General features: G+C 62.2%; 25 protein-coding genes. 15 read left to right on the top strand and 10 right to left on the bottom strand.

Going from position 1 to position 22,897, the window contains the following annotated elements:
* Positions 1-24 precede the first annotated feature (24 nt).
* The 3 genes from AC1RT4_RS02565 to AC1RT4_RS02555 all read left to right on the top strand — a co-directional run bounded on the left by AC1RT4_RS02565 (position 25) and on the right by AC1RT4_RS02555 (position 1,369).
* Entirely contained in the window at positions 25-528 is a 504-nt protein-coding gene (locus AC1RT4_RS02565) for a GNAT family N-acetyltransferase (protein WP_493083324.1), read from the top strand.
* Between the two features lie 45 nt (positions 529-573).
* Positions 574-864, top strand: a complete 291-nt coding sequence (locus AC1RT4_RS02560; RefSeq protein WP_176504837.1) for a hypothetical protein — start codon at positions 574-576, stop codon at positions 862-864.
* A gap of 175 nt (positions 865-1,039) precedes the next feature.
* Positions 1,040-1,369: a hypothetical protein gene (locus AC1RT4_RS02555; protein WP_007950569.1), complete on the top strand. Its 330-nt coding sequence runs from the start codon at positions 1,040-1,042 to the stop codon at positions 1,367-1,369.
* Positions 1,370-1,442: 73 nt separating this feature from the next.
* On the opposite strand, the gene cynR is transcribed toward AC1RT4_RS02555, so the two are convergent.
* The gene (cynR, locus tag AC1RT4_RS02550; RefSeq protein ID WP_493083321.1) at positions 1,443-2,321 is read right to left on the bottom strand and encodes a transcriptional regulator CynR; all 879 of its coding nucleotides are present in this window, start codon (positions 2,319-2,321) and stop codon (positions 1,443-1,445) included.
* A 120-nt stretch (positions 2,322-2,441) separates the two neighbouring features.
* Here cynR and cynS point away from each other — a divergent pair, with 120 nt between their 5' ends.
* The 3 genes from cynS (at position 2,442) to AC1RT4_RS02535 (ending at position 3,898) form a co-directional block, all read left to right on the top strand.
* Positions 2,442-2,906: a cyanase gene (gene cynS / locus AC1RT4_RS02545; protein ID WP_011334741.1), complete on the top strand. Its 465-nt coding sequence runs from the start codon at positions 2,442-2,444 to the stop codon at positions 2,904-2,906.
* An 84-nt stretch (positions 2,907-2,990) separates the two neighbouring features.
* Positions 2,991-3,227, top strand: a complete 237-nt coding sequence (locus AC1RT4_RS02540) for a DUF2790 domain-containing protein (RefSeq protein ID WP_007950572.1) — start codon at positions 2,991-2,993, stop codon at positions 3,225-3,227.
* Between the two features lie 11 nt (positions 3,228-3,238).
* On the top strand, positions 3,239-3,898 hold the full coding sequence (locus AC1RT4_RS02535) for a carbonic anhydrase (RefSeq protein WP_007950573.1): 660 nt from the start codon (positions 3,239-3,241) through the stop codon (positions 3,896-3,898).
* Positions 3,899-3,946: 48 nt separating this feature from the next.
* Here the strand turns inward: AC1RT4_RS02535 and AC1RT4_RS02530 are convergent, their stop codons facing one another.
* Complete coding sequence (locus AC1RT4_RS02530; protein ID WP_493083318.1) at positions 3,947-5,449, bottom strand: aldehyde dehydrogenase family protein; 1,503 nt, start codon at positions 5,447-5,449, stop codon at positions 3,947-3,949.
* Between the two features lie 69 nt (positions 5,450-5,518).
* Positions 5,519-6,427, bottom strand: coding sequence for a glutaminase B (gene glsB / locus AC1RT4_RS02525; protein WP_179694554.1), 909 nt, complete (start codon positions 6,425-6,427; stop codon positions 5,519-5,521).
* A 241-nt stretch (positions 6,428-6,668) separates the two neighbouring features.
* On the opposite strand from glsB, the gene AC1RT4_RS02520 reads away from it, so the two are divergent.
* Both AC1RT4_RS02520 and AC1RT4_RS02515 read left to right on the top strand, forming a co-directional pair.
* Positions 6,669-6,872 carry an HvfA family oxazolone/thioamide-modified RiPP metallophore gene (locus tag AC1RT4_RS02520; RefSeq protein WP_007950576.1) on the top strand — a complete coding sequence of 68 codons (204 nt, stop codon included), beginning with the start codon at positions 6,669-6,671 and terminating at the stop codon, positions 6,870-6,872.
* A 57-nt stretch (positions 6,873-6,929) separates the two neighbouring features.
* Entirely contained in the window at positions 6,930-7,445 is a 516-nt protein-coding gene (locus AC1RT4_RS02515) for an HvfX family Cu-binding RiPP maturation protein (RefSeq protein ID WP_236195080.1), read from the top strand.
* Positions 7,446-7,448: 3 nt separating this feature from the next.
* Here AC1RT4_RS02515 and AC1RT4_RS02510 read toward each other — a convergent pair whose 3' ends face one another.
* A complete protein-coding gene (locus AC1RT4_RS02510) occupies positions 7,449-9,062 on the bottom strand; it encodes a L,D-transpeptidase family protein (protein ID WP_493083315.1) in 1,614 nt (537 codons plus the stop codon).
* Positions 9,063-9,213: 151 nt separating this feature from the next.
* Here AC1RT4_RS02510 and AC1RT4_RS02505 point away from each other — a divergent pair, with 151 nt between their 5' ends.
* From AC1RT4_RS02505 to AC1RT4_RS02490, 4 genes are all read left to right on the top strand, one after another.
* Positions 9,214-9,927 (top strand): murein L,D-transpeptidase catalytic domain family protein, encoded by a 714-nt coding sequence (locus AC1RT4_RS02505; RefSeq protein ID WP_007950579.1) that lies wholly within the window; start codon positions 9,214-9,216, stop codon positions 9,925-9,927.
* A gap of 147 nt (positions 9,928-10,074) precedes the next feature.
* The gene (locus AC1RT4_RS02500; RefSeq protein WP_085602814.1) at positions 10,075-10,332 is read left to right on the top strand and encodes a DUF2790 domain-containing protein; all 258 of its coding nucleotides are present in this window, start codon (positions 10,075-10,077) and stop codon (positions 10,330-10,332) included.
* Between the two features lie 12 nt (positions 10,333-10,344).
* A complete protein-coding gene (locus AC1RT4_RS02495) occupies positions 10,345-11,016 on the top strand; it encodes a heavy metal response regulator transcription factor (protein ID WP_493083312.1) in 672 nt (223 codons plus the stop codon).
* Positions 11,013-12,428 (top strand): heavy metal sensor histidine kinase, encoded by a 1,416-nt coding sequence (locus AC1RT4_RS02490; RefSeq protein ID WP_493083308.1) that lies wholly within the window; start codon positions 11,013-11,015, stop codon positions 12,426-12,428. The genes AC1RT4_RS02495 and AC1RT4_RS02490 overlap by 4 nt, the downstream gene beginning before the upstream one ends.
* Here AC1RT4_RS02490 and AC1RT4_RS02485 read toward each other — a convergent pair.
* On the bottom strand, positions 12,373-13,773 hold the full coding sequence (locus AC1RT4_RS02485; RefSeq protein ID WP_493083306.1) for an MFS transporter: 1,401 nt from the start codon (positions 13,771-13,773) through the stop codon (positions 12,373-12,375). The two genes, AC1RT4_RS02490 and AC1RT4_RS02485, sit on opposite strands and share 56 nt — an antisense overlap.
* 103 nt (positions 13,774-13,876) lie before the next feature.
* On the opposite strand from AC1RT4_RS02485, the gene AC1RT4_RS02480 reads away from it, so the two are divergent.
* The gene (locus tag AC1RT4_RS02480) at positions 13,877-14,764 is read left to right on the top strand and encodes a LysR family transcriptional regulator (protein WP_007950584.1); all 888 of its coding nucleotides are present in this window, start codon (positions 13,877-13,879) and stop codon (positions 14,762-14,764) included.
* Here the strand turns inward: AC1RT4_RS02480 and AC1RT4_RS02475 are convergent.
* Complete coding sequence (locus tag AC1RT4_RS02475) at positions 14,761-15,381, bottom strand: cell wall hydrolase (protein ID WP_493083303.1); 621 nt, start codon at positions 15,379-15,381, stop codon at positions 14,761-14,763. The genes AC1RT4_RS02480 and AC1RT4_RS02475 overlap by 4 nt on opposite strands.
* A 199-nt stretch (positions 15,382-15,580) precedes the next feature.
* Here AC1RT4_RS02475 and AC1RT4_RS02470 point away from each other — a divergent pair, with 199 nt between their 5' ends.
* Positions 15,581-16,432 (top strand): CAP domain-containing protein, encoded by an 852-nt coding sequence (locus tag AC1RT4_RS02470; RefSeq protein ID WP_493083301.1) that lies wholly within the window; start codon positions 15,581-15,583, stop codon positions 16,430-16,432.
* 83 nt (positions 16,433-16,515) lie between these two features.
* Here the strand turns inward: AC1RT4_RS02470 and AC1RT4_RS02465 are convergent, their stop codons facing one another.
* The 4 genes from AC1RT4_RS02465 to AC1RT4_RS02450 all read right to left on the bottom strand — a co-directional run bounded on the left by AC1RT4_RS02465 (position 16,516) and on the right by AC1RT4_RS02450 (position 21,541).
* Positions 16,516-16,671: a DUF2474 domain-containing protein gene (locus AC1RT4_RS02465; RefSeq protein ID WP_007950587.1), complete on the bottom strand. Its 156-nt coding sequence runs from the start codon at positions 16,669-16,671 to the stop codon at positions 16,516-16,518.
* The gene (cydB, locus tag AC1RT4_RS02460) at positions 16,658-17,674 is read right to left on the bottom strand and encodes a cytochrome d ubiquinol oxidase subunit II (RefSeq protein WP_085698191.1); all 1,017 of its coding nucleotides are present in this window, start codon (positions 17,672-17,674) and stop codon (positions 16,658-16,660) included. The genes AC1RT4_RS02465 and cydB overlap by 14 nt, the downstream gene beginning before the upstream one ends.
* Before the next feature lie 17 nt (positions 17,675-17,691).
* Complete coding sequence (locus AC1RT4_RS02455; RefSeq protein WP_493083298.1) at positions 17,692-19,107, bottom strand: cytochrome ubiquinol oxidase subunit I; 1,416 nt, start codon at positions 19,105-19,107, stop codon at positions 17,692-17,694.
* Positions 19,108-19,216: 109 nt separating this feature from the next.
* A complete protein-coding gene (locus AC1RT4_RS02450) occupies positions 19,217-21,541 on the bottom strand; it encodes an FdhF/YdeP family oxidoreductase (protein ID WP_493083297.1) in 2,325 nt (774 codons plus the stop codon).
* A 356-nt stretch (positions 21,542-21,897) separates the two neighbouring features.
* On the opposite strand from AC1RT4_RS02450, the gene moaA reads away from it, so the two are divergent.
* Entirely contained in the window at positions 21,898-22,896 is a 999-nt protein-coding gene (moaA, locus tag AC1RT4_RS02445; protein ID WP_493083295.1) for a GTP 3',8-cyclase MoaA, read from the top strand.
* Position 22,897 lies beyond the last annotated feature (1 nt).

Raw genomic sequence — 22,897 nt, 5'->3', positions numbered from 1 at the left:
CAGTGATGGTCAGGAGGCAGCGGCATGTCTGTCATCGAACTGCGGGTCGCCCGGCGCGACGAACTGGACACACTCGAAAACCTGATGCAGTTCTACACCTACGACTTCAGCGAGTGGCTGCCGCTGAAGCTGGGCGGGCATGGGTTCTTCCCGATCCAGTTGAAAGACCATTACTGGCGCCAGCCGGCGACCCGACCATTCCTGATCCATGTGGACGGAGAACTGGCGGGGTTCGTGACCGTGGATGACCACCTCCTCATCGAAGGCGCCGACTACAACATCGGCTACTTCTTCGTCAGCCGACGCTGGCGTGGCCAAGGCGTCGCGCAGTTTGTCGCCTCTGCCCTCTTGAGCCACTTGCCCGGTCGATGGCAGATTTTCCATGTCGACGCCAACCTGCCTGCACAGCGGTTCTGGGCCCGGCTCATCCCCGAGCTGAGCGGCGGCGACTTTACCCGCCAGACCAAAACAGTAGACGGCTATCCCTGCACGTTCTACTGCCTGCGCAGCCTTTCTCCCGCTGCCTGAACGCCGCTTTTTTCATTCCAGAATGACTTTGTCCGACAATATGTAGTGACCAAAAATAATCACTACAAAACCGTTGACGGCGTCGTTTTGCTTTTGCATGATGCAGACGTCTCCCCGATCGGGAGTACTGGCAACACGCTTGAGCAAGCTCGTCTGACCGCCGAGCTGTTTTTTCCGGATACACGCTGCCCACAAGGCAGATTGAAGAAGCTGACCTGGCCTGAACGTCCAGTACAAGGACGAGAAGCGCTGGCGAAAATTCTCAAGACGCTTGTGGTCGACCCTGAAAACGTCGTCAAGGAGCCTCCCGGTTTTCGCTGCTTCTCCTCGTTGTGACGCTATTGCGTAGCAGTTATTCAACACGACTACATGCAACAGACGCATGACCCCGTACTTCACACGGGCGACCGCTGACGTCCTGGTTTCGGTGCCAGGGATCAACTAACCGATGGGCTACCTGTATTAGCGAATCAACTTTGAAAGATCACCAGACTGGTCAAGGGGCAATATCATGAATCTGAACAATCAACCTACTATCGAAGAACTGGCTCGTATGTTCGCTGCGCAAAAAGACAGCCACGACAGCCATATTCTGTGGATCAGCAAGTCGGGTCAGGTCCATATCGACTGCCTGTCGCCCCATGCTGGTGAAGAAGAGTTCGACCGGAACAACCAGAACCTGCTGGCCCGCCTGAAGATGTACCGCCGCGGCCACGGCTATGTCGGCAAGAAAGCCGCGGCCGACAAGGACTTCATCGGTAATGTTCTGCAAACGCTGAAACAGGCGTGGGACTCGATGCAGAACAACAACGAAGTTCGGGTGATTGATCGGTTCTACTGAGTTCTGACTTCAATAAACAAAAGGGCCTGCTTCCGATAAGGAGCAGGCCCTTTTTATTGCTCGCAAACAATGCTCATGAACGGGTTTCCAGCACCAGCTTCATGAACGCCTCCGCCGCCGCACTGTGATAGTTGTTCTGGCGCCGCAACAACGCCGCTCCCCGCTGCGGCGCCTCGCTCTCGACACGCAACCGGCGCAACGCCCGGTCCTCGGTCGCAATCGCCTCCGGCAACATGGTCGCAATCGGCGCATGCCGGATCACTTCCAGCAGCGTACTCACCGAATTCACCTCGATCTGCACCTTGGGCGTGATGCCGTTGTGGCGGAAGTATTCATCGATCGACAGGCGAGTGAAAAAGTCCGGTGCCAGCAAGGCGAAATCCAGCTGCGCAATGTCATCCGGCGTCAGCACAGAAGCGCTGTCATACAGCGGATGCTCGCGCCCGACCATCACCCCCAGCGTCTCGACAAACGCGGGAATACACTCAATGTCCGGATTGCGCACCGGCGTGAAGGCAATCGCGATATCCAGCGAGTCATCCGCCAGCCCGGCCTCGATGTCATCCATCGACAGCTCGAAAATCTCCAGGTGAATGCCCGGATACCGCGCCACGTAATCGCGCACCAATGGCCCGACCAAGTACGCCATGAACGTCGGCGTCATGGCCAGCCGCAGCGAGCCTCGGGACAGATCCTTCACGTCGTGCAACGCGCGTTTGCCCGCCTCCAGTTCCACCAGCACCCGTCGCGCACATTCGATATAGGCCTGGCCGGCATCAGTCGGTTTCACCGAGCGCGAAGTGCGGTCGAACAGATCCACCCCGAGGCTTTCCTCCAGTTGGCGGATCTGTTGCGACAGGGTCGGCTGCGACACGTGCAGCGCCTCGGCTGCCCGGGTGAAGCCGCCGTGATCGGCCACGGCCAGCAGGTATCGCAAATGTCGCAGCAGCATGGAACGCTCCATCTATAGGCAGTGCTTATGCTTGGCATTGTATATCGGTCTTGGACGCTATGGATCAATCGGCAGAAGATGAATCCCACACAGCAAGCCAACCCCGAAAGGAGAAGCACCATGCAATCCCAAGCCTACAACGACAGCCGCATCGCCCTGACCACTCGCGCCCTGGATGCCAAGGCACAGAAAAACCTGTCGTGGCAGGATCTGGCTGACGGCACCGGCCTGAGCCTGGCCTACGTCACCGCCGCCCTCCTCGGCCAGCATCCACTGCCGAAAGCCGCGGCAGAAGTGGTCGGCGACAAGCTTGAGCTGAGCGCCGAAGACGTCGCCGCCCTGCAGATCATCCCGCTGCGCGGCAGCCTCGACGGTGTGCCGACCGACCCGACCATCTACCGCTTCCACGAGATGATCCAGATCTACGGCACCACCCTGAAGGCGCTGGTTCACGAACAGTTCGGCGACGGCATCATCAGCGCGATCAACTTCAAGCTCGACATCAAGAAAGTCGAAGACCCTGAAGGCGGTTCCCGCGCCGTGGTCACCCTCGACGGCAAGTTCCTCCCACTGCGTCCGTTCTGATCCATCCCGGGCCCGCACCCCGCGTGCGGGCCCCTCCAAACCTCAACTACCAAGTCGTCACCACATCTGTCTGGAGGCTGCCCCATGCAAAAAATTCTGTTGACCCTGGCCCTGCTCGCCGGCCTTGCCGCCCAGGCCCAGGCTGATGAAGAGGCCGTCGCCTATCGCTACGGCATGTCTCTGGATATCGCTGAAGTCGTGAGCATCACCCCGGTTGCCGACGTCTGCGGCGTAGTGCCGGTCGAGATGACTTACCTCGACAGCCACGGCGCAAAACACATTCTTCAATACAGCGAATTCGGCTCCGGCTGTTCGAACTGAGAGGACACACCATGAAAAACCTGATCGAAGGCTTCCTGAAGTTCCAGAACGAAGCGTTTCCGCAACGCACCGAACTGTTCAAACACCTGGCGACTACCCAAACCCCGGGCACCTTGTTCATCACTTGCTCCGACAGCCGCGTCGTCCCGGAACTGCTGACCCAGCAAGAACCCGGCGAGCTGTTCGTGATCCGCAATGCCGGCAATATCGTGCCGTCCTACAGCCCGCATCCGGGCGGGGTTTCGGCAACGGTGGAATACGCGGTGGCTGTGCTCGGCGTGACCGACATCGTGATCTGCGGCCACTCCGATTGCGGCGCGATGACCGCCATCGCCCAGTGCAAATGCATGGATCACCTGCCCGCCGTCAGCGGCTGGTTGCAACACGCCGAGTCGGCGAAAGTGGTCAACGAATCGCGGCCTCATGCCAATGACGCGGCCAAGCTCAGTTCGATGGTGCGGGAAAACGTGATCGCGCAACTGGCGAACATCCAGACTCACCCGAGCGTGCGCCTGGCCCAGGAGAAAGGCCTGCTGAATCTGCACGGCTGGGTGTACGACATCGAGACCGGTTCCATCGACGCGCTGAGTGCTGACCGTCGCACCTTTGTCTCGCTGGCCGAGCAACCGTCGACGTGCGCGGTGTACGGTCAGGCAGTCGATGCTGCTTGAAATCACAACGCCGCGCCCGTCATTGCGACGGGCGCGGCGTTGTTCTGTTCAGCGTTTTACGCCCAGATCGATTTGCGTCATGCGGCTGCGTACGGTGAACACACCGTCACCGGAGAGAATCGCGCTGCGGGCAAACAACCGGCCGCTTTCCCAGTTCGAAAGGCCCAGTTCCGGTTTGTTCAGCGCGTACTGGCCATCGACCCAACGGGTGATGCCGTTGCCCACGAACGGCGCGTTGACCGCGCTGTAGAACCGCTCCTGAACCGCCGCATCTTCGCTGATCAACGACACGGTGAACTGTGGGCTGTAGCGATTGAACAGCGCGATGGCCTGATCCAGATCGTCGACGATCATCAGACTGGTTTCCGGGGTTTCTTCCCATTCCCACTCGCGGCCCAGTTGCGCTTCCGGCAATGGTTCAGCCAGGGCTTCGGTCTGGTAGCCCTCAGCGCGATAGACCTCGACCGTCGCGTTCTGCCAGTCGCCCGTCAGGTAGCTTTCGCTGCCTTCGACGATGTGCAATTTGCAGCCCTGACCGCGCGCGGTACCGGCCTGTTTCAAGGCATCGAGGAACAGCGGCACCAGTTCGGCAGCACGGTCGCGCTGGATCAGGCAGACGTTCAAGGTGTTGCAAACCTTGCGATCCAGCGAGTTGCGCACCACGGCGGCAAAACGCTTGGCGTCGGCATCGCGATCGGCGATCAGCCACGCACCACCGGTGCCGTGCAGGCTGACGGCGGTGCCGGCCTGCTGGGCGATGCTGCCCAACTGACTGACCGCACGACCCGAACCACGGGCCACCGCCAGCGACAGACGCCGGTCGGCGAACATCGCCCAACCGGCAGCGTGGTTGACGCTCTCCACCAGCGACACCGCTCCCGCCGGCAGTCCGGCATCGGCCAGCGCCGGGTTCAGGGCGTGAGTGACGATGGCTTGCGCGGTGCCCAGCGCATCGCTGCCAATCCGCAGCACGGCGGTGTTGCCGGTGCGCAGTACGCCAGCGGCGTCGGCGAAGACGTTTGGCCGACCTTCGAACACGAACGCGACGATGCCCAGCGGCGACACCACCTGCTCGACTTTCCAGCCGTCATGCTCGACGCTGCTGATCACTTTGCCACGGGTGGCCGGCGCATCACGCCAGGCGCGCAGGCCGGCGATCATGTCGCGGCGCATGCGCTCATCGGCGAGCAACCGGGTGGTGGAACGACCGCGAGCCTTGGCCCGCTCGATGTCGGCGAGGTTGGCGGTTTCGATCAGTGCCCAGGCGTCCGGGTTTTCCAGGCGTTGGGCGAACAGATCAAAGAAGCGGCTGATGGCCTCATCCGGCACCGCGGACAACGCGGTAAACGCCGCTGCTGCACGCTCGATCGCTACCGATGCAGCCTGCTGATCCACCACCGGAATCAGCAACAGCTCGCCACTCACCTGCTCCACCAGCAGGTGGTCGCCGGGTCGGAAACGCTCGGCCAGTTCGGGGCTGACCACGGTGACGCGGTTACCGGCGAAAGGGATGGGCGTGCCAGCGACGAGACGTTCGAGCGCGAGAGACATGGAGCGGATTCACCATATTGAGGGCGGCCGGAAAATGTATAGGTTGGCCTCCCTCAAAGCAACACAGGCTCAGAACACCGACCAGCCAATCCGCGAGCTGAGCATTTCCAGCGCCGCCATCCCCGCCAGCGAGTTGCCCGCCGCGTTCAGCTCCGGCGACCACACGCACACCGTGAACTGCCCCGGCACCACCGCAACGATGCCGCCACCGACGCCGCTCTTGCCCGGCAGGCCGACGCGGTAGGCGAAGTTGCCGGCCTCGTCGTAGAGGCCGCTGGTGGCCATGATCGAGTTGACTTGCTGGGTCTGGCGTCGACTCAGAATCTGCTCGCCACTGTGTTTGCAGAAACCGTCATTGGCCAGGAAGCAGAACGCCCGGGCCAGGTCGATGCAATTCATGCGCAATGCGCAGTGACTGAAGTAGCTGCGCAGCACCGCTTCAACGTCATTGTGGAAATTGCCGAAGGATTGCATCAGGTAGGCCATCGCCGCGTTGCGCGCGCGATGCTGGTATTCGGAATCGGCGACCTTGCCGTCGACCATCACCTGCGGGTTGCCCGACAGCCGTCGCACGAAGTCGCGCATCGACAAGGCCGGTGCCGCAAAGCGCGACTGGTTGATGTCGCAGATCACCAGCGCCCCGGCATTGATGAACGGATTGCGCGGACGGCCCCGTTCGAATTCCAGCTGCACCAGCGAGTTGAACGGCTGGCCCGACGGCTCGTGGCCCAGGCGTTCCCAGATCGCCTCGCCGGAATGTTCGATGGCCTGCACCAGGCTGAACACCTTGGAAATACTCTGCACCGAGAACGGCGTCTCGGCGTCGCCGGCGCAATACATCTCGCCGTCGTTGCCATACACGGCGATGCCCAGTTGATTGGCCGGCACGGTGCCGAGGGCGGGAATGTAGTCAGCCACCTTGCCCTGCCCGATCAGGGGCCGGACAGCGTCAAGGATCTCGTTCAACAGCGCTTGCATGCCGGGTTCCGAAGTCTCGCCCCATGGGATTGCGGGGACACCGTGGCTAGACGCTGCGCCCGGCAATCGAATCACACCGGCGCTGTGTATCGCAGTGTGTACGGCCCGACGCCCGACACATCCCGCGCACAAATCCGGCCCTTCGCGACACATCACCGATACAGCCCGGCGTTCAAATGAACCTGTCGATCGGCAGCCCCGATCAAGCCTTTGAACTCACCTATCGCATCGGAGATTCACCATGACCAAGCTCTCGAAAACCTCCCTGACTCTGGGCCTGCTGCTTGCCGGTGGCCTGGCCCTGTCCAACGCCGCTTCGGCTTCCGAAGCCTTCAGCGTCAAGCAACTGGATCACGGCTACAGCCAGACCCAGGCCAAGGCCGACTCGGCGGAAAAAACCTCGGAAGGCAAATGCGGCGAAGGCAAGTGCGGCGCCGGCGAGTAACCCTTTTTTCGGGGCACGTCGGTGCCCCGTTTTCTTTTGAATGAATGGAGCCTTCCCATGACCACAGCTCTCTCGTCGGCCGTCAAAGGCCTGCATGTGAACCTTGACCGCGCCGGGCAGTGGCTCGCGCCGCTGACCTTGCGCCTGTTCATCGCCTGGGAATTTTTCGAATCGGGGCTGGAGAAATTCAACGGCCAAAACTGGTTCGAAGACATTCAGGAGCGGTTCCCGTTTCCCTTCGATCATCTTCCGGCGACGCTGAACTGGGAGCTGTCGATGTGGGCCGAGCTGATCTGCGCGCTGGCGATCCTGATCGGATTCGGCACGCGGATTTCGGCGATTTCGCTGATCGTCGTGACCGTCGTCGCCACCGCTGCCGTGCACTGGCCGGCGGACTGGTCATCGCTGAGTGAGCTGGCCCAGGGTTACGCGATCACCAACAAGGGCTTCGGCAACTTCAAACTGCCGGCGATTTATCTGGCTGCGCTGGTGCCGCTGGTGTTTGCCGGGGCCGGCAAGTTGAGCGTGGATGCGTGGCTGGCGCGGTTCTTCTGGAAACGCGCCAGCCGCTGAAGATCAATGCGCCCGGTCCAGCCCGGCCAGCAACGCGCTGTCTCGGCTGTAAATGTCCGGCGCGTAAAGCACGCGACCATGGCCATCGACCTGTGCCGTCCAGTAAGTCATGAGAATCGGCACCGGATTGCTCAGGCGGAATTCATGGGTGGTGCCGGTGGCCAGCAAGGTGTCGGTGCGCGCCTTCTCCGCCGGGCTGAGCAGGAAATCGCGCAGCTTCATCGGATGCTCGACCCGCACACAGCCGGAACTGAACGCCCGTGGCCCCTTGTCGAACAGCGCCTTGCTCGGCGTGTCGTGCAGGTACACCGAGAACGGGTTGGGGAACCGAATGACCATCTGCCCCAGCGGGTTGCGCGGCCCGGCGTCCTGGCGCAGAAGGATGTTGCCGGGGTTGTCCCAGTCGATGTCGGCGGCGGCCAGCGGCTGGCCGTTGGCGTCGAGCACTTGCAGGTTCTGGCGGCTGAGGAAGGTCTGGTCCTTGCGGATTTCCGGCAGCTTGTCTTCCTTCCAGATGGTCGGCGGCACGGTCCAGGTCGGGTTCAGGGTCAGGCGCGTGACCCGGGATTTGAGCAGCGGGGTCTGGCGTTCGGCGCGCCCGACCTGGGTGCGGGTCTGCCACACCGGCAGGCCACCCTGATAAAGCGTCAGCTCGGCAGCGGCGACGTTGACCAGCAAACCGTCCGGCTCCATGTCCTGGGCCATCCAGCGGAAACGTTCAAGGTTGACCCGCAACTGTTCGCGGCGGGTCAGCGGACTGATGTTGAGTTCGGCAATCGTTCCCGGACCCACCACCCCGTCGGCCTGCAACGAATGGTTGGCCTGAAAGCTTTTCACCGCCTCCACCAATACGCCGTGATAAGCGTTGTCCGGCGTGCCGACCACACTGCTGAGGTAGCCTTCGCTGTACAACCGGCGGGCCAGTTCCGGCACGCGCTTGTCTTCCATGTCCGGACGCAGCAACGGGCCGTTGCCCACCGATGTCCACTGCGGCAAGGCTTTCAGGCGCTGCGCGGCATACAGATGACGCAGATTCTGATACTGAGCCAGCTGCGGGCGGGCCAGATCGAAGGCGGCCGGAACGTTGTGCACGCCCGGTACGGCGATGGCGAGCAATTCGGCCTGACGGTCGCGTGGCGTTTCGTCGGAATGCCACAGCGGTTCGAAATGCGATTGCAGCAGGCGGCCGTAATGCAGATCCTGCAGGGCTTGCAGGTAGTAACGGCTGATCTCGATGTCGGCGCACAGTTCGCCGTCCTGCGGGGCGGTGAGCGCCACCGGATAGCGTTTCGGGTTCAGGCCATCGTCGGCCAACAGCTGCAATTGCGCATGCAAGGCCGGCAATTGCCCGCCATCGGCCCACACCGGCAGCCAGTCCTGCTGCTGGTAGAAGGCGCGCAACTGATCCAGCGCCGCACCGTTGAGGCTGGTGCCGATCGTCGGGCACGCCTGGGGCAGACTGATCAGCGCAGCCTGCAACGGGCTCTGCGGCTCGATGGGCATTTCCGTCGGCACGGGCGGCAGCGTCGGGAGTCCCGGCAACGGCTCTTCGGCGCAAGCGACAAACGGCGCAGCGAGCAAACAAATGCTCAAGTAGCATGCGTACTTTTTGAACAACTGCTTTACTCCAATCCATGGCCGTCCTGATTGACGGTCAACCTTACCTCAGGTGCGGTGAACAGTCAGGCCCGATTCGCGGGCTTGCCGGGAACGACTGGACGTCAGGAGCCTAAGTGCCAAACAAGTAGCAAGTGGAGACTCACTTTAAATGTTGACGTTTTTGCGCCGACTTCTGCTGACTGCCACCGCCATTGGCGTGCTGACCAGTCCAGCCTTTGCCGCCGGCACCTCTTCGCCGGTTCTGTACACCAGCCTCGCGCACGCCGCTCCGGAACTCAATCCCCAGGCGCTGAAAGGTGCCTTGAACGCCATGCAATGTGCGATCAACAACGGCGCGAAGCAGTCCCGTCACCTGGCGATCATCGACTATTCGCAGCCGTCCACCGAGCGCCGGTTGTGGATCTTCGACCTGACCCGGAAAAAACTGGTGCTGCGCGATCTGGTCGCCCACGGTTCGAACTCCGGGGAAAACTTCGCCACCCGGTTCTCCAACCGTGAAGGCAGTTTTCAATCCAGCCTCGGCCTGTTCCGGACCCAGGAAAGTTACCAGGGCACCCACGGTTACTCGCTGCGCATGGACGGTCTGGAACCGGGCGTCAACGACATGGCCCGTGATCGCGCCATCGTGATCCACGCCGCCGACTACGTGAACCCGTTCTGGAGCAAACGTACCGGCCGTCTGGGCCGCAGCCAGGGTTGCCCGGCGGTGCGACCGCAAGTTGCCAAACGGGTGATCGACAGTCTGAAGAATGGCCAATTCATGTTCTCCTGGTACCCGGATCAGCAGTGGCTGAAATCCTCGCCGTACCTCAACTGCCAGCCACAACAGATCGCGAGCATTCTCAGCACTCACGCCAGCTGAATACTCTGTGGGAGTGCGCTGGCTCCCACAGGTTCGGTTTATTACAGATTTGTCATCGAGTTGTCGGTTTGCCGAGCGGATCGCCCGGTAGCTTGAAGTTGTCCCGGCCAGAACGCCGATCAACTTCAACGACTCGAGTGACCCATCATGAAAACCCTGATCCTCGCCTTCACCGCCCTCCTCGCCACCGGTTCCGTGTTCGCCGCTGAAATGCCTGAGCGCACGGTGATTCACGACACCAACGGCTTCTACGTGCACCTGGATGTCGACAAAGTCCTCTCCAGCACCGATATTTCCCAGGCTTGCGGCGTGATCCCCGCGCAGCTCAACTACCTCGACCACCAGGGCCGTGAACATGTGCTGGACTATCAAGTGCAAGGCAGCGGCTGCATCAATGACAATTGAGGCGCAGTGCCCATGAATATCCTTGTTGTCGAAGACGAACCCAAGGCCGGCAATTACCTGCTCAACGGCTTGCAGGAACTGGGCTACAGCGTGAGCCTGGCCAGGGACGGCGCCGACGGTCTGCACCTGGCGCTGGAGTTCGACTTCGACGTGATCGTGCTGGACGTGATGATGCCGAAAATGGATGGCTGGGAAGTGCTGCGCCGGCTGCGCAAGGAAACCGACACGCCGGTGCTGTTTCTCACCGCCCGCGACGACATCGCCGACCGGGTCAAAGGGCTCGAACTGGGCGCTGACGATTACCTGATCAAGCCGTTTTCCTTCGCCGAACTGGTGGCGCGCCTGCGCACCTTGACCCGGCGTGGGCCGATCCATGAAGAGGAGCAATTGCAGGTGGCCGATCTGCAGATCGACGTGCTCAAGCGCCGGGTCACCCGCGCCGGCAGCCGGATCACCCTGACCAACAAGGAATTCGCCCTGCTGCAACTGTTTGCCACCCACACGGGGCAAGTGCTGTCGCGCTCGCTGATCGCCTCGCGGGTGTGGGACATGAATTTCGACAGCGACACCAATGTGGTCGATGTCGCCGTGCGCCGCCTGCGGGCGAAGATCGACGATCCGTTCCCGCTCAAGCTGATCCACAGCGTGCGCGGCATCGGCTACCGCTTCGATACCCAGCCATGAAAATCGCCGGCACTTACTCCCTGACCTTGCGTCTGGCGCTGGTGTTCGCCGTGCTCGCCTTCGCCGCACTGGCAGGCCTGGGCGCGGCGCTTTACAACCAGCTGGAAGAGCAACTGACCCGCCGCGACGACATTCAGTTGGTCAGCCGCATCGACCAATTGCGCACCATCCTCAACGACAGCAACACGCTGGAGTTGATCAAGACCAAACCGGCGCTGTTTCAGAACATGCTGGGCAACCGCGAAGCGCTGTTGACCATCGGTGCGCCGGGGCAACCGCCCTTGTTCGTGGTCAATCCCAGCGACCTGGCACTGCCGAGTGTGCCCGCCGTGCCGGTCGACCATGTTATGGCGCTCAACGACGTGCAGCATCTGCCGAGCCTCAACGGCGTGCCGTTCTCGGCGGTGGCGGCCAGTATCGATTCCGGCGACCAGGGCAACCTGCAGGTGCTCATCGCCAAGGTGATGAGCGAGCGCACGGCGATGCTCGCCAATTACCGGCTCAGCGTGTACGGCCTCGCATCATTGGCCGCGATCGTGCTGGCGCTGGTCGGCTGCCTGCTGGTGTATCGCGGTTTGCTGCCATTGCGGCGGATTGCCCGGCATGCCCACGGGATCGGCATCGCCAACCTCGGCGAACGCCTCGACCGCCAAGGCACGCCTCGTGAATTGCAGCCGATGATCGAAGCCTTCAACGCGATGCTGGACCGGCTCGACCGAGGGGTTGCGCAACTGAGCCAGGTCTCTACCGACATGGCCCACGAACTGCGCACGCCGATCAACAACCTGCTCGGGGAAACCCAGGTCGCCCTGCAACAGACCCGCAGCGTCGACGCCTATCAACAGCTGCTCGCCTCCAACGTCGAAGAACTCGAACGGCTGGCGCGGATGCTCGACAACATGCTGTTTCTCGCCCGCACCGACCCGGCCAGCGCACTGAGCCAGCGGCAGGAGCTGGATGCCTGCGATGAGATGCAGCGCATTGCCGATTACTTCGAGGGATTGGCGGCGGACGTCGGTGTCACCATCGAGGCCAGTGGCAGCGGCGTGATCTGGGCCGAACCGATGCTGCTGCGTCGGGCACTGGCCAATCTGTGCGCCAACGCGATCAAGTACGGCGCGGCGGATTCAACGTTGCAGGTCGAGGCCATCGCCGAAGCGGACGGCAGCTACCTGCGGGTACGCAATCAGGGCGCGACGATTCCTGCCGAGCATCTGTCGCGGCTGTTCGAGCGCTTCTACCGCGTCGATCCCTCCCGCGAGCGCTCGGCCCAATCCAACGGACTGGGCCTGTCGATTGTCGCGACCATCATGCAGTTGCATCAGGGCGGCTACAGCGTCAGCAGCGTTGACGGCATCACCTGCTTTGAACTGTTCTTTCCGGCACGGGAGACGCGAGACGCAGGTGCGTGAAGGCGCCGAGCGCAAACGCCGCGAACATCAACGCCGTGGCCACACCGAAGGTCATGTGCAAGCCGCTCGCAATGACGGCGGCCGGCGCCTGAGTCGGATCGTCCGTGGCCAAGGCGAACACCGCGCCCATCACCGCCGCCCCGGTGATCAAGCCCAGATTACGCGACAGCCCGAGCATGGCCGAAACCACACCGCGCTGATCCTGAGCAACGCCGGACATCAACCCGGTGTTGTTGGCGGCCTGGAACAGCGCGTAACTCAAGGCCACCACCGTGATCGGCAGCACGTATGCAAGCACTCCGAAACTCACCGGAAACAGCGCCAACAAACCGCAACCGCAAGCCAGGCCGAACAACGCACCCGGCACCATCCGCCGCGCGCCGAAACGATCCACCAGCCGCCCGGCCGGTACGCCGCTGAATGCCGCCAGCAACGGCCCGATCGACAACACCAGTCCGACCTGAGTGCTGGTGAGCCCCAGGCCTCGGCTCAGGTAAAACGGCCCGACCACCAGCGTGGTCATCATCACCGTGGTCACCAGCAAGGTCAGCGCCAGACTGCTGCTGATTCGCGTGTCGGTGAACAACGACAGGTGAATCAGCGGCGCCTTGCTCCGCTTCTCGACCAGGATGAACAACCCCACGCCCAACAGGCTGAGCAACAGCAACGCCGGGGTGAGTCCTTCAACCGTCATCGCCAGCGCGTAGGCCGCCAGCGTCAGCATCAGTAAGGCGGTGCCGGGATAATCGAATGCCACACCCGAGCGCACGATCCGATCCTTCGGCAAATAGCGATACACCAGCCACGCATTGAGCAATCCCAACGGCACGTTGATCACAAAAATCGACTGCCAGCCGACATGCGCCATCAACAGCCCGCCGAGCGATGGCCCGAGGGTGGTGCCGGTGGCTGACATCGTGGCCAGCAACCCCATCGCACTGCCGGCCCGGGATTTGGGCACCGCGTCGGCCACCAGCGCTACCGTCAACGCGAACATGATCGCCGCGCCCAGGCCCTGCACCGCTCGTGCGCCAATCAGCCAGGCCAGACTCGGCGCCAGTGCGCAAGCCAGCGAAGCGGCGGTAAAAATGCCGATGCCGATCAACAGCAAGCGCCGCCGCCCGAAGCTGTCACCCAGCCGCCCGACGCTGACAATCAACGTGGTGACCGCCAGCAGATAGGCCAGCACGATCCACTGCACCTGTTGAAACGTCGCATCGAACGCCGCTGCCAGCGTGGGCAGTCCGGCGTTGGCGATGCTGGTGTCGAGCGACGGCATCAGCATCGACAGCGCCAGACTGGTCAGCGCCCAGCGGGCTGAAGGGCTCAGGGGTTCTCGGTGCATGGGGGGCTCACTGGGCAGAAGTCATGGGACATAGCCTGAGCCTCGACAATAAGAGGCGCAAGACGCATGCTTTGCACTTGATACCTGCATGGAACGCCATGTCATGAATGCACCGGATCTGAACCTGTTGATCACCCTCGATGTGCTGCTGAGCGAAGGCAGCGTCGCCCGCGCCGCCGAGCGCCTGCGTCTGAGCCCGTCAGCCATGAGCCGCGCGCTGGCCCGGCTGCGGGAAACCACCGGCGATCCGCTGCTGGTGCGCGCCGGCCGAGGACTGGTGCCGACCCCGCGCGCGCTGGAGCTGCGCGACCGGGTCAGTTATCTGGTGCAGGAAGCCGAAGCGGTTTTGCGCCCGGCAGAAGTGCTCGATCCCGGCCAGTTGCGGCGCACCTTCACCCTGCGCAACACCGACGGTTTTGTCGAAACCTTCGCCGCCGCCTTGCTCGCCCGCATCGCCGAAGAGGCGCCTGGCGTGCGCCTGCGTTTCGTGCAGAAGGCCGACAAGGACAGCACGCTGCTGCGCGTAGGCCGGGTGGATCTGGAAACCGGCGTGGTCGACGACAGCACCGACCCGACGCTGCACAGCCGCATCCTGTTCCGCGATCAGTGGATTGGTGTAGTACGTGAGGGGCATCCGTTGAGCAGCGGCAAGGTCAGCGCCAAACGCTTCGCCGCAGGCCAGCACATTCTGGTGTCACGTCGCGGGCGCAGCAGTGGCCCGGTGGACGAAGCATTGCTCGCCTTTGGCCTGACGCGAGACATCGTCACTTCATTCGGTGGATTTTCGGCAGCGCTGACGCTGGTCCGTGAGTCGGACCTGATCGCCACCGTCCCGGAACGTCACACCAGCAAGCTGCGGACGGGCCTGCACAGTTTCGCCCTGCCCTTCCGGATGCCGGACATCAGCGTGTCGATGCTCTGGCACCCGCGCATGGACGCCGACCCGGCGCACCGCTGGTTGCGCAATTGCGTGCGGGAAGTCTGCGCCTAACGCGCATCCCCGCCAGCGGGTTTATAGAACAGGAATTTTTTGGTCTCGGCGGTCTTGGTGTACTCCTTGGCCCAGCTCGGATGAACGTTGCGATCGTGGAAATACAGCGCGCCGCGGGTGCGGTCGGTGAGCTGACGGTTCAGCGCCTTGCCGGCGATTTCCTTGGCCAACGCGTATTCGGCATCTTCCTTGACCTGATCCGGACGCCCGTCGCACCACCAGGAAAACTGGCAGCTCTTGGTTTCCGAGCCCTGCTTGACCACCTCGCAGACGGTGCCTGGAAAGCCGTCATGCCCGAGGCGATTCATCACCACGCTCGCCACGCCTTCCATGTCGGCATTGTCCTTGCCCTTGGCTTCCCAATAGATACTGCGTGCCAGACAGGTGATCGGATCGTCCAGCGGTGCGGCGCCAGCGGGGTCGACCGCCTGCGCTTCGGTCGGGGTGATCGCTTCGGATTTGGGTGCCGGAGGCGCGTCGGGTTTGTCAGCGGCCTTTTCTTCCAGAACCTCGGCTTTCGCCTCGGCCTTTTCCTTGATCGGTGCCTGATCGGTGGCCAGTGCCGCGCCGCTCAGCAGGGTCAACGCAAGACAGCAAAGCAACCCGTTCAATCGCATGATCATTCTTCCGGCAGGGCCCGATGCGGGCAAAGTGTTACGTGGTTGAGACGCCCGGTTTCCGGGGTCTTCGCAGAGTGTAGACGGCAAATTGCACGGAATCGTTCTGCAGAAAAATCCGCGTTGTGAAGAAAAAGACATTGCACGAACCGGGGCCCTTTCGCGCATGATGTGCGCACTCAGCCCAAGGGAGATTTCCATGCGCTTCATGCCATCCGTTCTGCGACTCGCCGCGTTGTCCGTGGGCCTGGCGCTGGCCACTTCGGCCATGGCCACCGACGAGTCGCAATTGATCGAATCGATCAACAGCTACCGCAGCCAGCCGCAGCGTTGTGGCAGCCAGGCGTCCAGCGAATTGCCGCCGCTGTCGGCCAATCCGCGCCTGATTCTGCCGGCCAGCGGCGTGGTGGATTTGCAGCAGGCGATGTCCAGCGCTCGCTACCCGATGGTCAACGTGCAGGCGATTACCCTCAACGGGCCACGGGATGCGGCGTCGGCGATGAAGGCGATTCAGGAAAGTTTCTGTCAGGTTGTGCTGGATCCGCAGTTCGTCGATATCGGCGTCAGTCGCGCCGACCGTGACTGGCGCATCACCCTCGCCCGGCCACTGCTGGCCGCCCGCCTCGGCGATGGTCAGGCTGAAGGCCAGAAACTCCTCGAACAACTCAACGCCGCCCGCGCCCAACCGCGCCAGTGCGGCGGTCAGGCCTTCGCAGCGACTGCGCCGCTGGCGTGGAACGTAGTACTCGGCGGCGTCGCCCAGGAACACAGCCGCGAGATGGCCAACAACAATTATTTCGACCACAAGGACCGCGACGGTCGCACCCCCGGTGACCGCGCCGAACTGGCCGGTTACAGCGGTCAGCAGGTCGGCGAAAACATCGCCGCCGGGCAGGACACGGTGCAGAAAGTCGTCGCCGGCTGGCTTGCCAGCCCCGGTCATTGTGCCAACCTGATGAACCCGCAGTACCGCGAACTCGGTGCTGCTTACGCAGTCGATCCGAAGAGCAGCGCCGGCATTTACTGGACTGCGATGTTTGGCGGGGAATAAACATCAAGGCAGCTCCTCCCCCAAGGGGAAGAAGTAAATCGCAGGCAATAAAAAACCGGAGCCAGGCTCCGGTTTTTTCATGGTCAATGAGTCCTCATCCCCGCCGCATACATCGCCAGTTTCAGCAGACTCGCCACCACCGCCAGCGAGACCACGCTGCCAAACCAGATCAGCAACAGCCAGCCCAGACGCTTGTACCAGGGGCTGGATTTCACCTCACGCGAATCAATGGTAGCCATCGCCAATCCTCACTTTGCCGCGGAACACGTAGTAGCTCCAGAAGGTGTACATCAGGATCACCGGCAGGATGAACAGCGCGCCGATCAGGGCGAACAGCTGGCTGGTGGCCGGTGAAGCCGCCGCCCACAGGCTGACCGACGGCGGGATGATGTTCGGCCAGATGCTCAGGGCCAGGCCGATGTAACCGAGGAACATCAGCACCAGGGTGAACACGAACGGCCAGTGGGTGTGCCGCTGACGCAGCGAGCGTAACAGACCGAACAGCGCCAGCACCGCCAATACCACCAGCCCGGCGAAGACGGTCAGGTGCGCATGGTTGAACCAGCGGCCGGCCAGTTCCGGGTGCAGTTGCAGCGTCCACGCGCCGATCACCACCACCATCGCCAGCAACAGCCACGCCAGCGGACGGCTGTAGTGACGCATCCGCGATTCGAGCATGCCTTCGGTCTTGACCAGCAACCAGGTGCTGCCCAGCAAAGCGTAAGCGACCACCAGACCGACGCCGCACACCAGCGGGAACGGCGCCAGCCAGTCCAGACCGCCACCGGCAAACTGCCGATCCACCACTGGAATCCCCGCCACATACGCGCCGATCACCACACCCTGGGAGAACGTCGCCAGCAGCGAACCGCCGATGAACGCCCAGTCCCACAGATGACGTTTTTCAGCCGGCGCCTTGAAGCGAAACTCGAACGCCACCCCACGGAAAATCAACCCCGCGAGCATGAAGATCAGCGGCAGATACAGCGCCTCCAGAATCACCCCGTAAGCCAGCGGAAACGCGCCGTACAACGCCGCGCCGCCGAGCACCAGCCAGGTTTCATTGCCATCCCAGACCGGCGCGACGGTGTTCATCATCACGTCGCGTTCCTGCTCGTCGCTGATCATCGGGAACAGGATCCCGAGGCCCAGATCGAAGCCGTCCATGATCACGTACATCATCACCCCGAAGGCAATGATCACACCCCAGATCAACGAGAGATCGATACCTTGAATACCCATGACTCAACGCTCCTTTTTCAGTGGATCCGGGCCGCGGATTCGAGGTTGTCGGTAACCGCCGACAGTGGCCGGCGCGGGGTCTGCACCTGGGTGCCTTCGGGCGGATGTTCGTGGTGCGGCTGCGGGCCCTTGCTCACCAGTTTCATCATGTAGCCGATGCCCACGGTGAACACCGAGCAGTAGATGACAACGAACAGCGCCAGCGAGGTGCTCATCTGCGCCACCGAGTGATGGGACGCGGCGTCATGGGTGCGCATCAGACCGTAAACCACCCACGGCTGACGCCCGACTTCGGTGGTGATCCAACCCGCCAGCAGCGCGATCAGACCGCTCGGCCCCATCAGCAGCACCAGCCGCTGGAAGCCGCGATGACGGTAGACCTTGCCGTTGCGCCGCAACGCCAGCCCCAGCACACCGACCAGAATCATCAACATGCCGAGCCCGGCCATCACGCGGAAGCTCCAGAAAATCACGGTCGAGTTCGGCCGGTCTTCTTTCGGGAAGCTCTTGAGCGCCGGGATCTGTTTGTCGAGGCTGTGGGTGAGGATCAGGCTGCCGAGGTAGGGAATCTCGATCGCGTATTTGGTCTTCTCCGCCTGCATGTCCGGGATGCCGAACAGCACCAGCGGGGTCGGTCCGTTGTCGGCGTTTTCCCAGTGGCCTTCGATGGCGGCGATTTTCGCCGGTTGATGCTCCAGGGTGTTCAAGCCATGGGCGTCACCGACCACCGCCTGGATCGGCGCGACGATCAGTGCCATCCACAGCGCCATGGAAAACATCTTGCGCACCGGTTTGCTGTCGTTGCCACGCAGCAAATGCCACGCCGCCGAAGCGCCAACGAAGAACGCCGTGGCAACGAACGCGGCAATCGCCATGTGTGCCAGACGGAACGGAAACGACGGGTTGAACACGATCGCCAGCCAGTCGACCGGCATCACCCGGCCGTCAACGATTTCGAAACCCTGCGGCGTCTGCATCCAGCTGTTGGAGGCGAGAATCCAGAAGGTCGAGATCAGCGTGCCGATGGCAACCATCACCGTGGCAAAGAAGTGCAAGCCACGCCCCACGCGGTTCCAGCCGAACAGCATGACGCCAAGGAAACCGGCTTCGAGGAAGAACGCAGTCAGCACTTCATAGGTCAGCAACGGCCCGGTGACGCTGCCGGCGAAGTCGGAAAACCCACTCCAGTTGGTACCGAACTGGTACGCCATGACCAGCCCCGAGACCACGCCCATGCCGAAGTTGACGGCGAAGATCTTCGACCAGAAGTGGTAGAGATCGCGGTAAGTGTCGTTACGGGTTTTCAGCCACAGGCCTTCGAGCACCGCCAGGAAACTCGCGAGGCCAATGGTGATCGCCGGGAAAATGATGTGGAACGAAACCGTGAACGCGAATTGAATTCGCGCCAGGTCCAGTGCCTCCAGGTTGAACATGATGATGTCCTCATCAAGGCTGAAAAGCGGCAGCACACGAGCAGGCCACCGCCAGGCGCGAACGCCTGCAGCCAGTCAAAATGCAAAAGGGTTGGATCGCGTGGGTCGGCTATGCCACCGACGACGGGATCAGATTGCTCGCCTCGGCCGCTTCGAGGCGGATCGCCACGAATTTGGAGGTCGGCGTGTAGGTGCGGTCACCGTAACTTTCCAGCGGCACCAGCGGATTGGTTTCCGGGTAGTACGCGGCAGCCTGCCCGGCCGGAATGTCGTAGGCGATCAGGGTGAAACCGCTGACCCGACGTTCGCGTTCGTCGCCCCACAGCGCCACCAGATCGACCTTTTGCCCCGGTTCGAAACCGAGCCGGCGGATGTCCTGCTCGTTGGCGAACACCACGTCGCGCATGCCGTAAACGCCGCGATAACGGTCGTCGAGGCCGTACAACGTGGTGTTGTACTGATCGTGGGAACGCATGGTTTGCAGGATCAGATGCGGTTTGACCGGCAGGTTGCGCACGCCTTCGCTGATTAGATGTTCCGGAAGCACGCACGGAGTGAACTGGGCTTTACCGGATTCAGTGTTCCAGACACGGTCGGAAGCGTTGTTGCCGAGGTGGAAACCACCGGGGATCAGCAGCTTCTCGTTGAAATTCTCGAAGCCCGGAATCACGTCGGCGATCAGGTTGCGGATGCGCCCGTAGTCGCCCACCGCCCATTCCCAGTCGATCGGGTGTTTGCCCAATGTGGCGGCAGCGATCCCGGCAATGATCGCCGGCTCGGATTTCAGGTGCGCCGACTTCGGCTTCAGTTGGCCGAACGACAAGTGCACCATGCTGAAGGTGTCCTCCACGGTCACGCCTTGCGGGCCTTCGGCCTGGACATCGATGTCGGTACGGCCCAGGCACGGCAGGATCAACGCATCACGCCCGGTCACCAGATGGCTGCGGTTGAGCTTGGTCGAGATGTGCACGCTCAGGTCGAGTTTGCGCATCGCGGCGTGGGTGCGCGGAGTGTCCGGCGTGGCTTGGGCGAAGTTGCCGCCCAAACCGATAAACACCTTGGCTTCGCCGCGCTCCATAGCGCCAATCGCCATCACCGTGTTGTGGCCGTGCATGCGCGGCACTTTGAAGTTGAAGCGTTTTTCCAGGGCGTCCATCAGCTCGGTCGGCGCCAGTTCATTGATGCCCATGGTGCGGTCGCCCTGCACATTACTGTGGCCGCGCACCGGCGACAGCCCGGCGCCCGGACGGCCGACGTTGCCGCGCAACAGTTGCAGGTTGATGACTTCCTGCAGGGTCGGCACCGAGTGCACGTGTTGGGTCAGGCCCATGGCCCAGCACATGATCACGCTCTTGGCGCGGGCATACATGCGCGCGGCCAGTTCGATGTCATGCAGCGGCACGCCGGACTGCTCGACGATGTGCTCCCAGCTCGTGGCATCGACTTCGGCCAGATAGCTGTCGAGACCCGACGTGTGCTCGGCAATGAACGCGTGATCGAACACCGGTTCGCCGCCGGTGGCCTGGGCTTCACGCTCCCACTCCAGCAGGAACTTGGCCATGCCGCGGATCATCGCCATGTCGCCGCCCAGTGCCGGACGGAAGTACGCGGTGTTGGTCGCTTCCCAGCCGTTGCTGAGCATCTCGATCGGGTTCTGCGGGTTCTGGAAACGCTCCAACCCACGCTCCTTCAGCGGGTTGATGCACACCACTTGAGCGCCACGCTTCACCGCTTCACGCAGCGGTTCGAGCATGCGCGGGTGGTTGGTGCCGGGGTTCTGGCCGATGACGAAAATCGCGTCGGCGTGGTGCAGGTCTTCATAGACCACTGTGCCTTTGCCGACGCCCAGGCTCTCGCCCATGCTCACCGCGCTGGCTTCGTGGCACATGTTCGAGCAGTCCGGGAAGTTGTTGGTGCCATAGGCGCGGACGAACAACTGGTAGAGAAACGCCGCTTCGTTGCTGGCGCGACCCGAGGTATAGAACTCGGCCTCGTGAGGCGATTTCAGGCCTTTGAGGTGCTTGGCGATCAGTGCGAAGGCGTCGTCCCAGGTGGTTTCGACATAGCGGTCGACCCGCGCGTCGTAGCGCATCGGATGGGTGATCCGCCCCTGATATTCGAGCCAGTAATCGCTTTGCTCGGCCAGAGTCGAGACCGTGTACTTGTTGAAGAACGCCGGATCGACCAGGCGGCCGGTGGCTTCCCAGTTCACCGCTTTGGCGCCGTTCTCGCAGAACTTCAGCATGCTCGCGCCGGGTGCCTCACCCCAGGCACAACCGGGGCAGTCGAAGCCGCCGTTCTGGTTGGTCTTGAGCATGGCGCGGATGTTTTTCAGGGCGTTTTCACTGCCCAGCCAGTTCTTGGTGAGGCTGATGACAGCGCCCCAACCCGCAGCGGCACCCTTGTAGGGTTTGTAACGGTCGACTTGTGACATGGGACTTCTCCATGACGATGCACACAGGCAAAAACCTGATCGGGTTTAAACAGCGACGACTGACTTTCAAGTTAAAAAGCGGTCGTTTCGTTTGACGGGGCCAAGGATAGGAACCGCTGCAAAAACTTGTCTAATCGCTATTAATGACTGCGTTATCGAAAGCATCTATCACGGCTTTAAACCCTTTAAATACGAGCACTTGCAAAACTAAGAAGCGCAAAAAACCGAATAATTATTTCATCATCGACAGCATCAATCGGCCGGTCATTAAGAGTGATTGGACGCTGTCTCAAGTTGCTCATAACCTGCGCCGACCCAATCCCTTCAATAGCGGATTTCACCCAAGCGAGGCTGTCATGTCAGAGCGCGTCTTGATCGATGGTTACAACCGCCGCGTCGACTACCTGCGCATGTCGGTCACCGACCGCTGCGACTTTCGCTGCGTGTATTGCATGGCCGAAGACATGCAGTTCCTGCCGCGCCAACGGGTGCTGACGCTGGAGGAGATCTATCAACTGGCGCAGAGCTTCGTTGCTCTCGGCACCCGCAAGATTCGCCTGACCGGCGGCGAGCCGTTGATTCGCCCCGGCGTCGTTGGCTTGTGCAAGCAGATCACCGCCCTGCCCGGCCTGCGCGAGCTGTGCCTGACCACCAACGGCTCGCAGCTCGGCAAACTCGCCAGTCCGCTGTTCGACGCCGGGGTCAAACGCCTCAACGTCAGCCTCGACAGTCTCGATGCCGCGCGCTTCAAGCAGATGACCCGCACCGGCGACCTGGCCCAGGTGATCGACGGCATCGACGCCGCGCGCGCCGCCGGATTTACCCGCACTAAACTCAACTGCGTGGTGATGCAAGGCCGCAACGATCACGAGATCAACGATCTGGTGCAATTCGCCATCGAACGGAATCTGGATATTTCCTTCATCGAGGAAATGCCGCTGGGGATCATCAGCGAACACAGCCGCGCCGAGTCGTTCTTTTCCAGTACCCAGGTGCGCGAAAAGATCGCCGAGCGCTACACCCTGATCGACTCCGCCGAGTCGACGCAGGGCCCGTCGCGCTACTGGCGGCTGGCCGAAGCGCCGCACATCCGGCTGGGGTTCATTTCGCCCCACAGCCACAACTTCTGCGGCACCTGCAACCGGGTGCGACTGACCGTCGAGGGGCGTTTGCTACTGTGTCTGGGGAACGAGCATTCGGTGGACTTGAAGGCGGTACTGCGTGCCCATCCGGGTCAACCGGAACGCTTGGAGAAAGCCATCATCGAAGCGATGAAGCTCAAGCCTTACCGGCACAACTTTGAAGTGAACGACGACGTGCAAGTGGTGCGTTTCATGAACATGACCGGCGGCTGAT

This window comes from Pseudomonas sp. GW821-FHT11D10 (assembly GCF_058808435.1).
The sequence above is the reverse complement of the archived record's forward strand: the minus strand, read 5'-3'. Positions and strand labels throughout refer to the sequence as shown.

What these genes read in the sequence shown, in the direction of transcription:
- AC1RT4_RS02565 (WP_493083324.1), top strand. Translation starts at nt 25, where the DNA reads ATGTCTGTCATCGAACTGCGGGTCGCCCGGCGCGACGAACTGGACACA.
- AC1RT4_RS02555 (WP_007950569.1), top strand. Translation starts at nt 1,040, where the DNA reads ATGAATCTGAACAATCAACCTACTATCGAAGAACTGGCTCGTATGTTC.
- cynR (WP_493083321.1), bottom strand. Translation starts at nt 2,321, where the DNA reads ATGCTGCTGCGACATTTGCGATACCTGCTGGCCGTGGCCGATCACGGC.
- cynS (WP_011334741.1), top strand. Translation starts at nt 2,442, where the DNA reads ATGCAATCCCAAGCCTACAACGACAGCCGCATCGCCCTGACCACTCGC.
- AC1RT4_RS02540 (WP_007950572.1), top strand. Translation starts at nt 2,991, where the DNA reads ATGCAAAAAATTCTGTTGACCCTGGCCCTGCTCGCCGGCCTTGCCGCC.
- AC1RT4_RS02535 (WP_007950573.1), top strand. Translation starts at nt 3,239, where the DNA reads ATGAAAAACCTGATCGAAGGCTTCCTGAAGTTCCAGAACGAAGCGTTT.
- AC1RT4_RS02530 (WP_493083318.1), bottom strand. Translation starts at nt 5,449, where the DNA reads ATGTCTCTCGCGCTCGAACGTCTCGTCGCTGGCACGCCCATCCCTTTC.
- glsB (WP_179694554.1), bottom strand. Translation starts at nt 6,427, where the DNA reads ATGCAAGCGCTGTTGAACGAGATCCTTGACGCTGTCCGGCCCCTGATC.
- AC1RT4_RS02520 (WP_007950576.1), top strand. Translation starts at nt 6,669, where the DNA reads ATGACCAAGCTCTCGAAAACCTCCCTGACTCTGGGCCTGCTGCTTGCC.
- AC1RT4_RS02515 (WP_236195080.1), top strand. Translation starts at nt 6,930, where the DNA reads ATGACCACAGCTCTCTCGTCGGCCGTCAAAGGCCTGCATGTGAACCTT.
- AC1RT4_RS02505 (WP_007950579.1), top strand. Translation starts at nt 9,214, where the DNA reads ATGTTGACGTTTTTGCGCCGACTTCTGCTGACTGCCACCGCCATTGGC.
- AC1RT4_RS02500 (WP_085602814.1), top strand. Translation starts at nt 10,075, where the DNA reads ATGAAAACCCTGATCCTCGCCTTCACCGCCCTCCTCGCCACCGGTTCC.
- AC1RT4_RS02495 (WP_493083312.1), top strand. Translation starts at nt 10,345, where the DNA reads ATGAATATCCTTGTTGTCGAAGACGAACCCAAGGCCGGCAATTACCTG.
- AC1RT4_RS02490 (WP_493083308.1), top strand. Translation starts at nt 11,013, where the DNA reads ATGAAAATCGCCGGCACTTACTCCCTGACCTTGCGTCTGGCGCTGGTG.
- AC1RT4_RS02485 (WP_493083306.1), bottom strand. Translation starts at nt 13,773, where the DNA reads ATGCACCGAGAACCCCTGAGCCCTTCAGCCCGCTGGGCGCTGACCAGT.
- AC1RT4_RS02480 (WP_007950584.1), top strand. Translation starts at nt 13,877, where the DNA reads ATGAATGCACCGGATCTGAACCTGTTGATCACCCTCGATGTGCTGCTG.
- AC1RT4_RS02475 (WP_493083303.1), bottom strand. Translation starts at nt 15,381, where the DNA reads ATGCGATTGAACGGGTTGCTTTGCTGTCTTGCGTTGACCCTGCTGAGC.
- AC1RT4_RS02470 (WP_493083301.1), top strand. Translation starts at nt 15,581, where the DNA reads ATGCGCTTCATGCCATCCGTTCTGCGACTCGCCGCGTTGTCCGTGGGC.
- AC1RT4_RS02465 (WP_007950587.1), bottom strand. Translation starts at nt 16,671, where the DNA reads ATGGCTACCATTGATTCGCGTGAGGTGAAATCCAGCCCCTGGTACAAG.
- cydB (WP_085698191.1), bottom strand. Translation starts at nt 17,674, where the DNA reads ATGGGTATTCAAGGTATCGATCTCTCGTTGATCTGGGGTGTGATCATT.
- AC1RT4_RS02455 (WP_493083298.1), bottom strand. Translation starts at nt 19,107, where the DNA reads ATGTTCAACCTGGAGGCACTGGACCTGGCGCGAATTCAATTCGCGTTC.
- AC1RT4_RS02450 (WP_493083297.1), bottom strand. Translation starts at nt 21,541, where the DNA reads ATGTCACAAGTCGACCGTTACAAACCCTACAAGGGTGCCGCTGCGGGT.
- moaA (WP_493083295.1), top strand. Translation starts at nt 21,898, where the DNA reads ATGTCAGAGCGCGTCTTGATCGATGGTTACAACCGCCGCGTCGACTAC.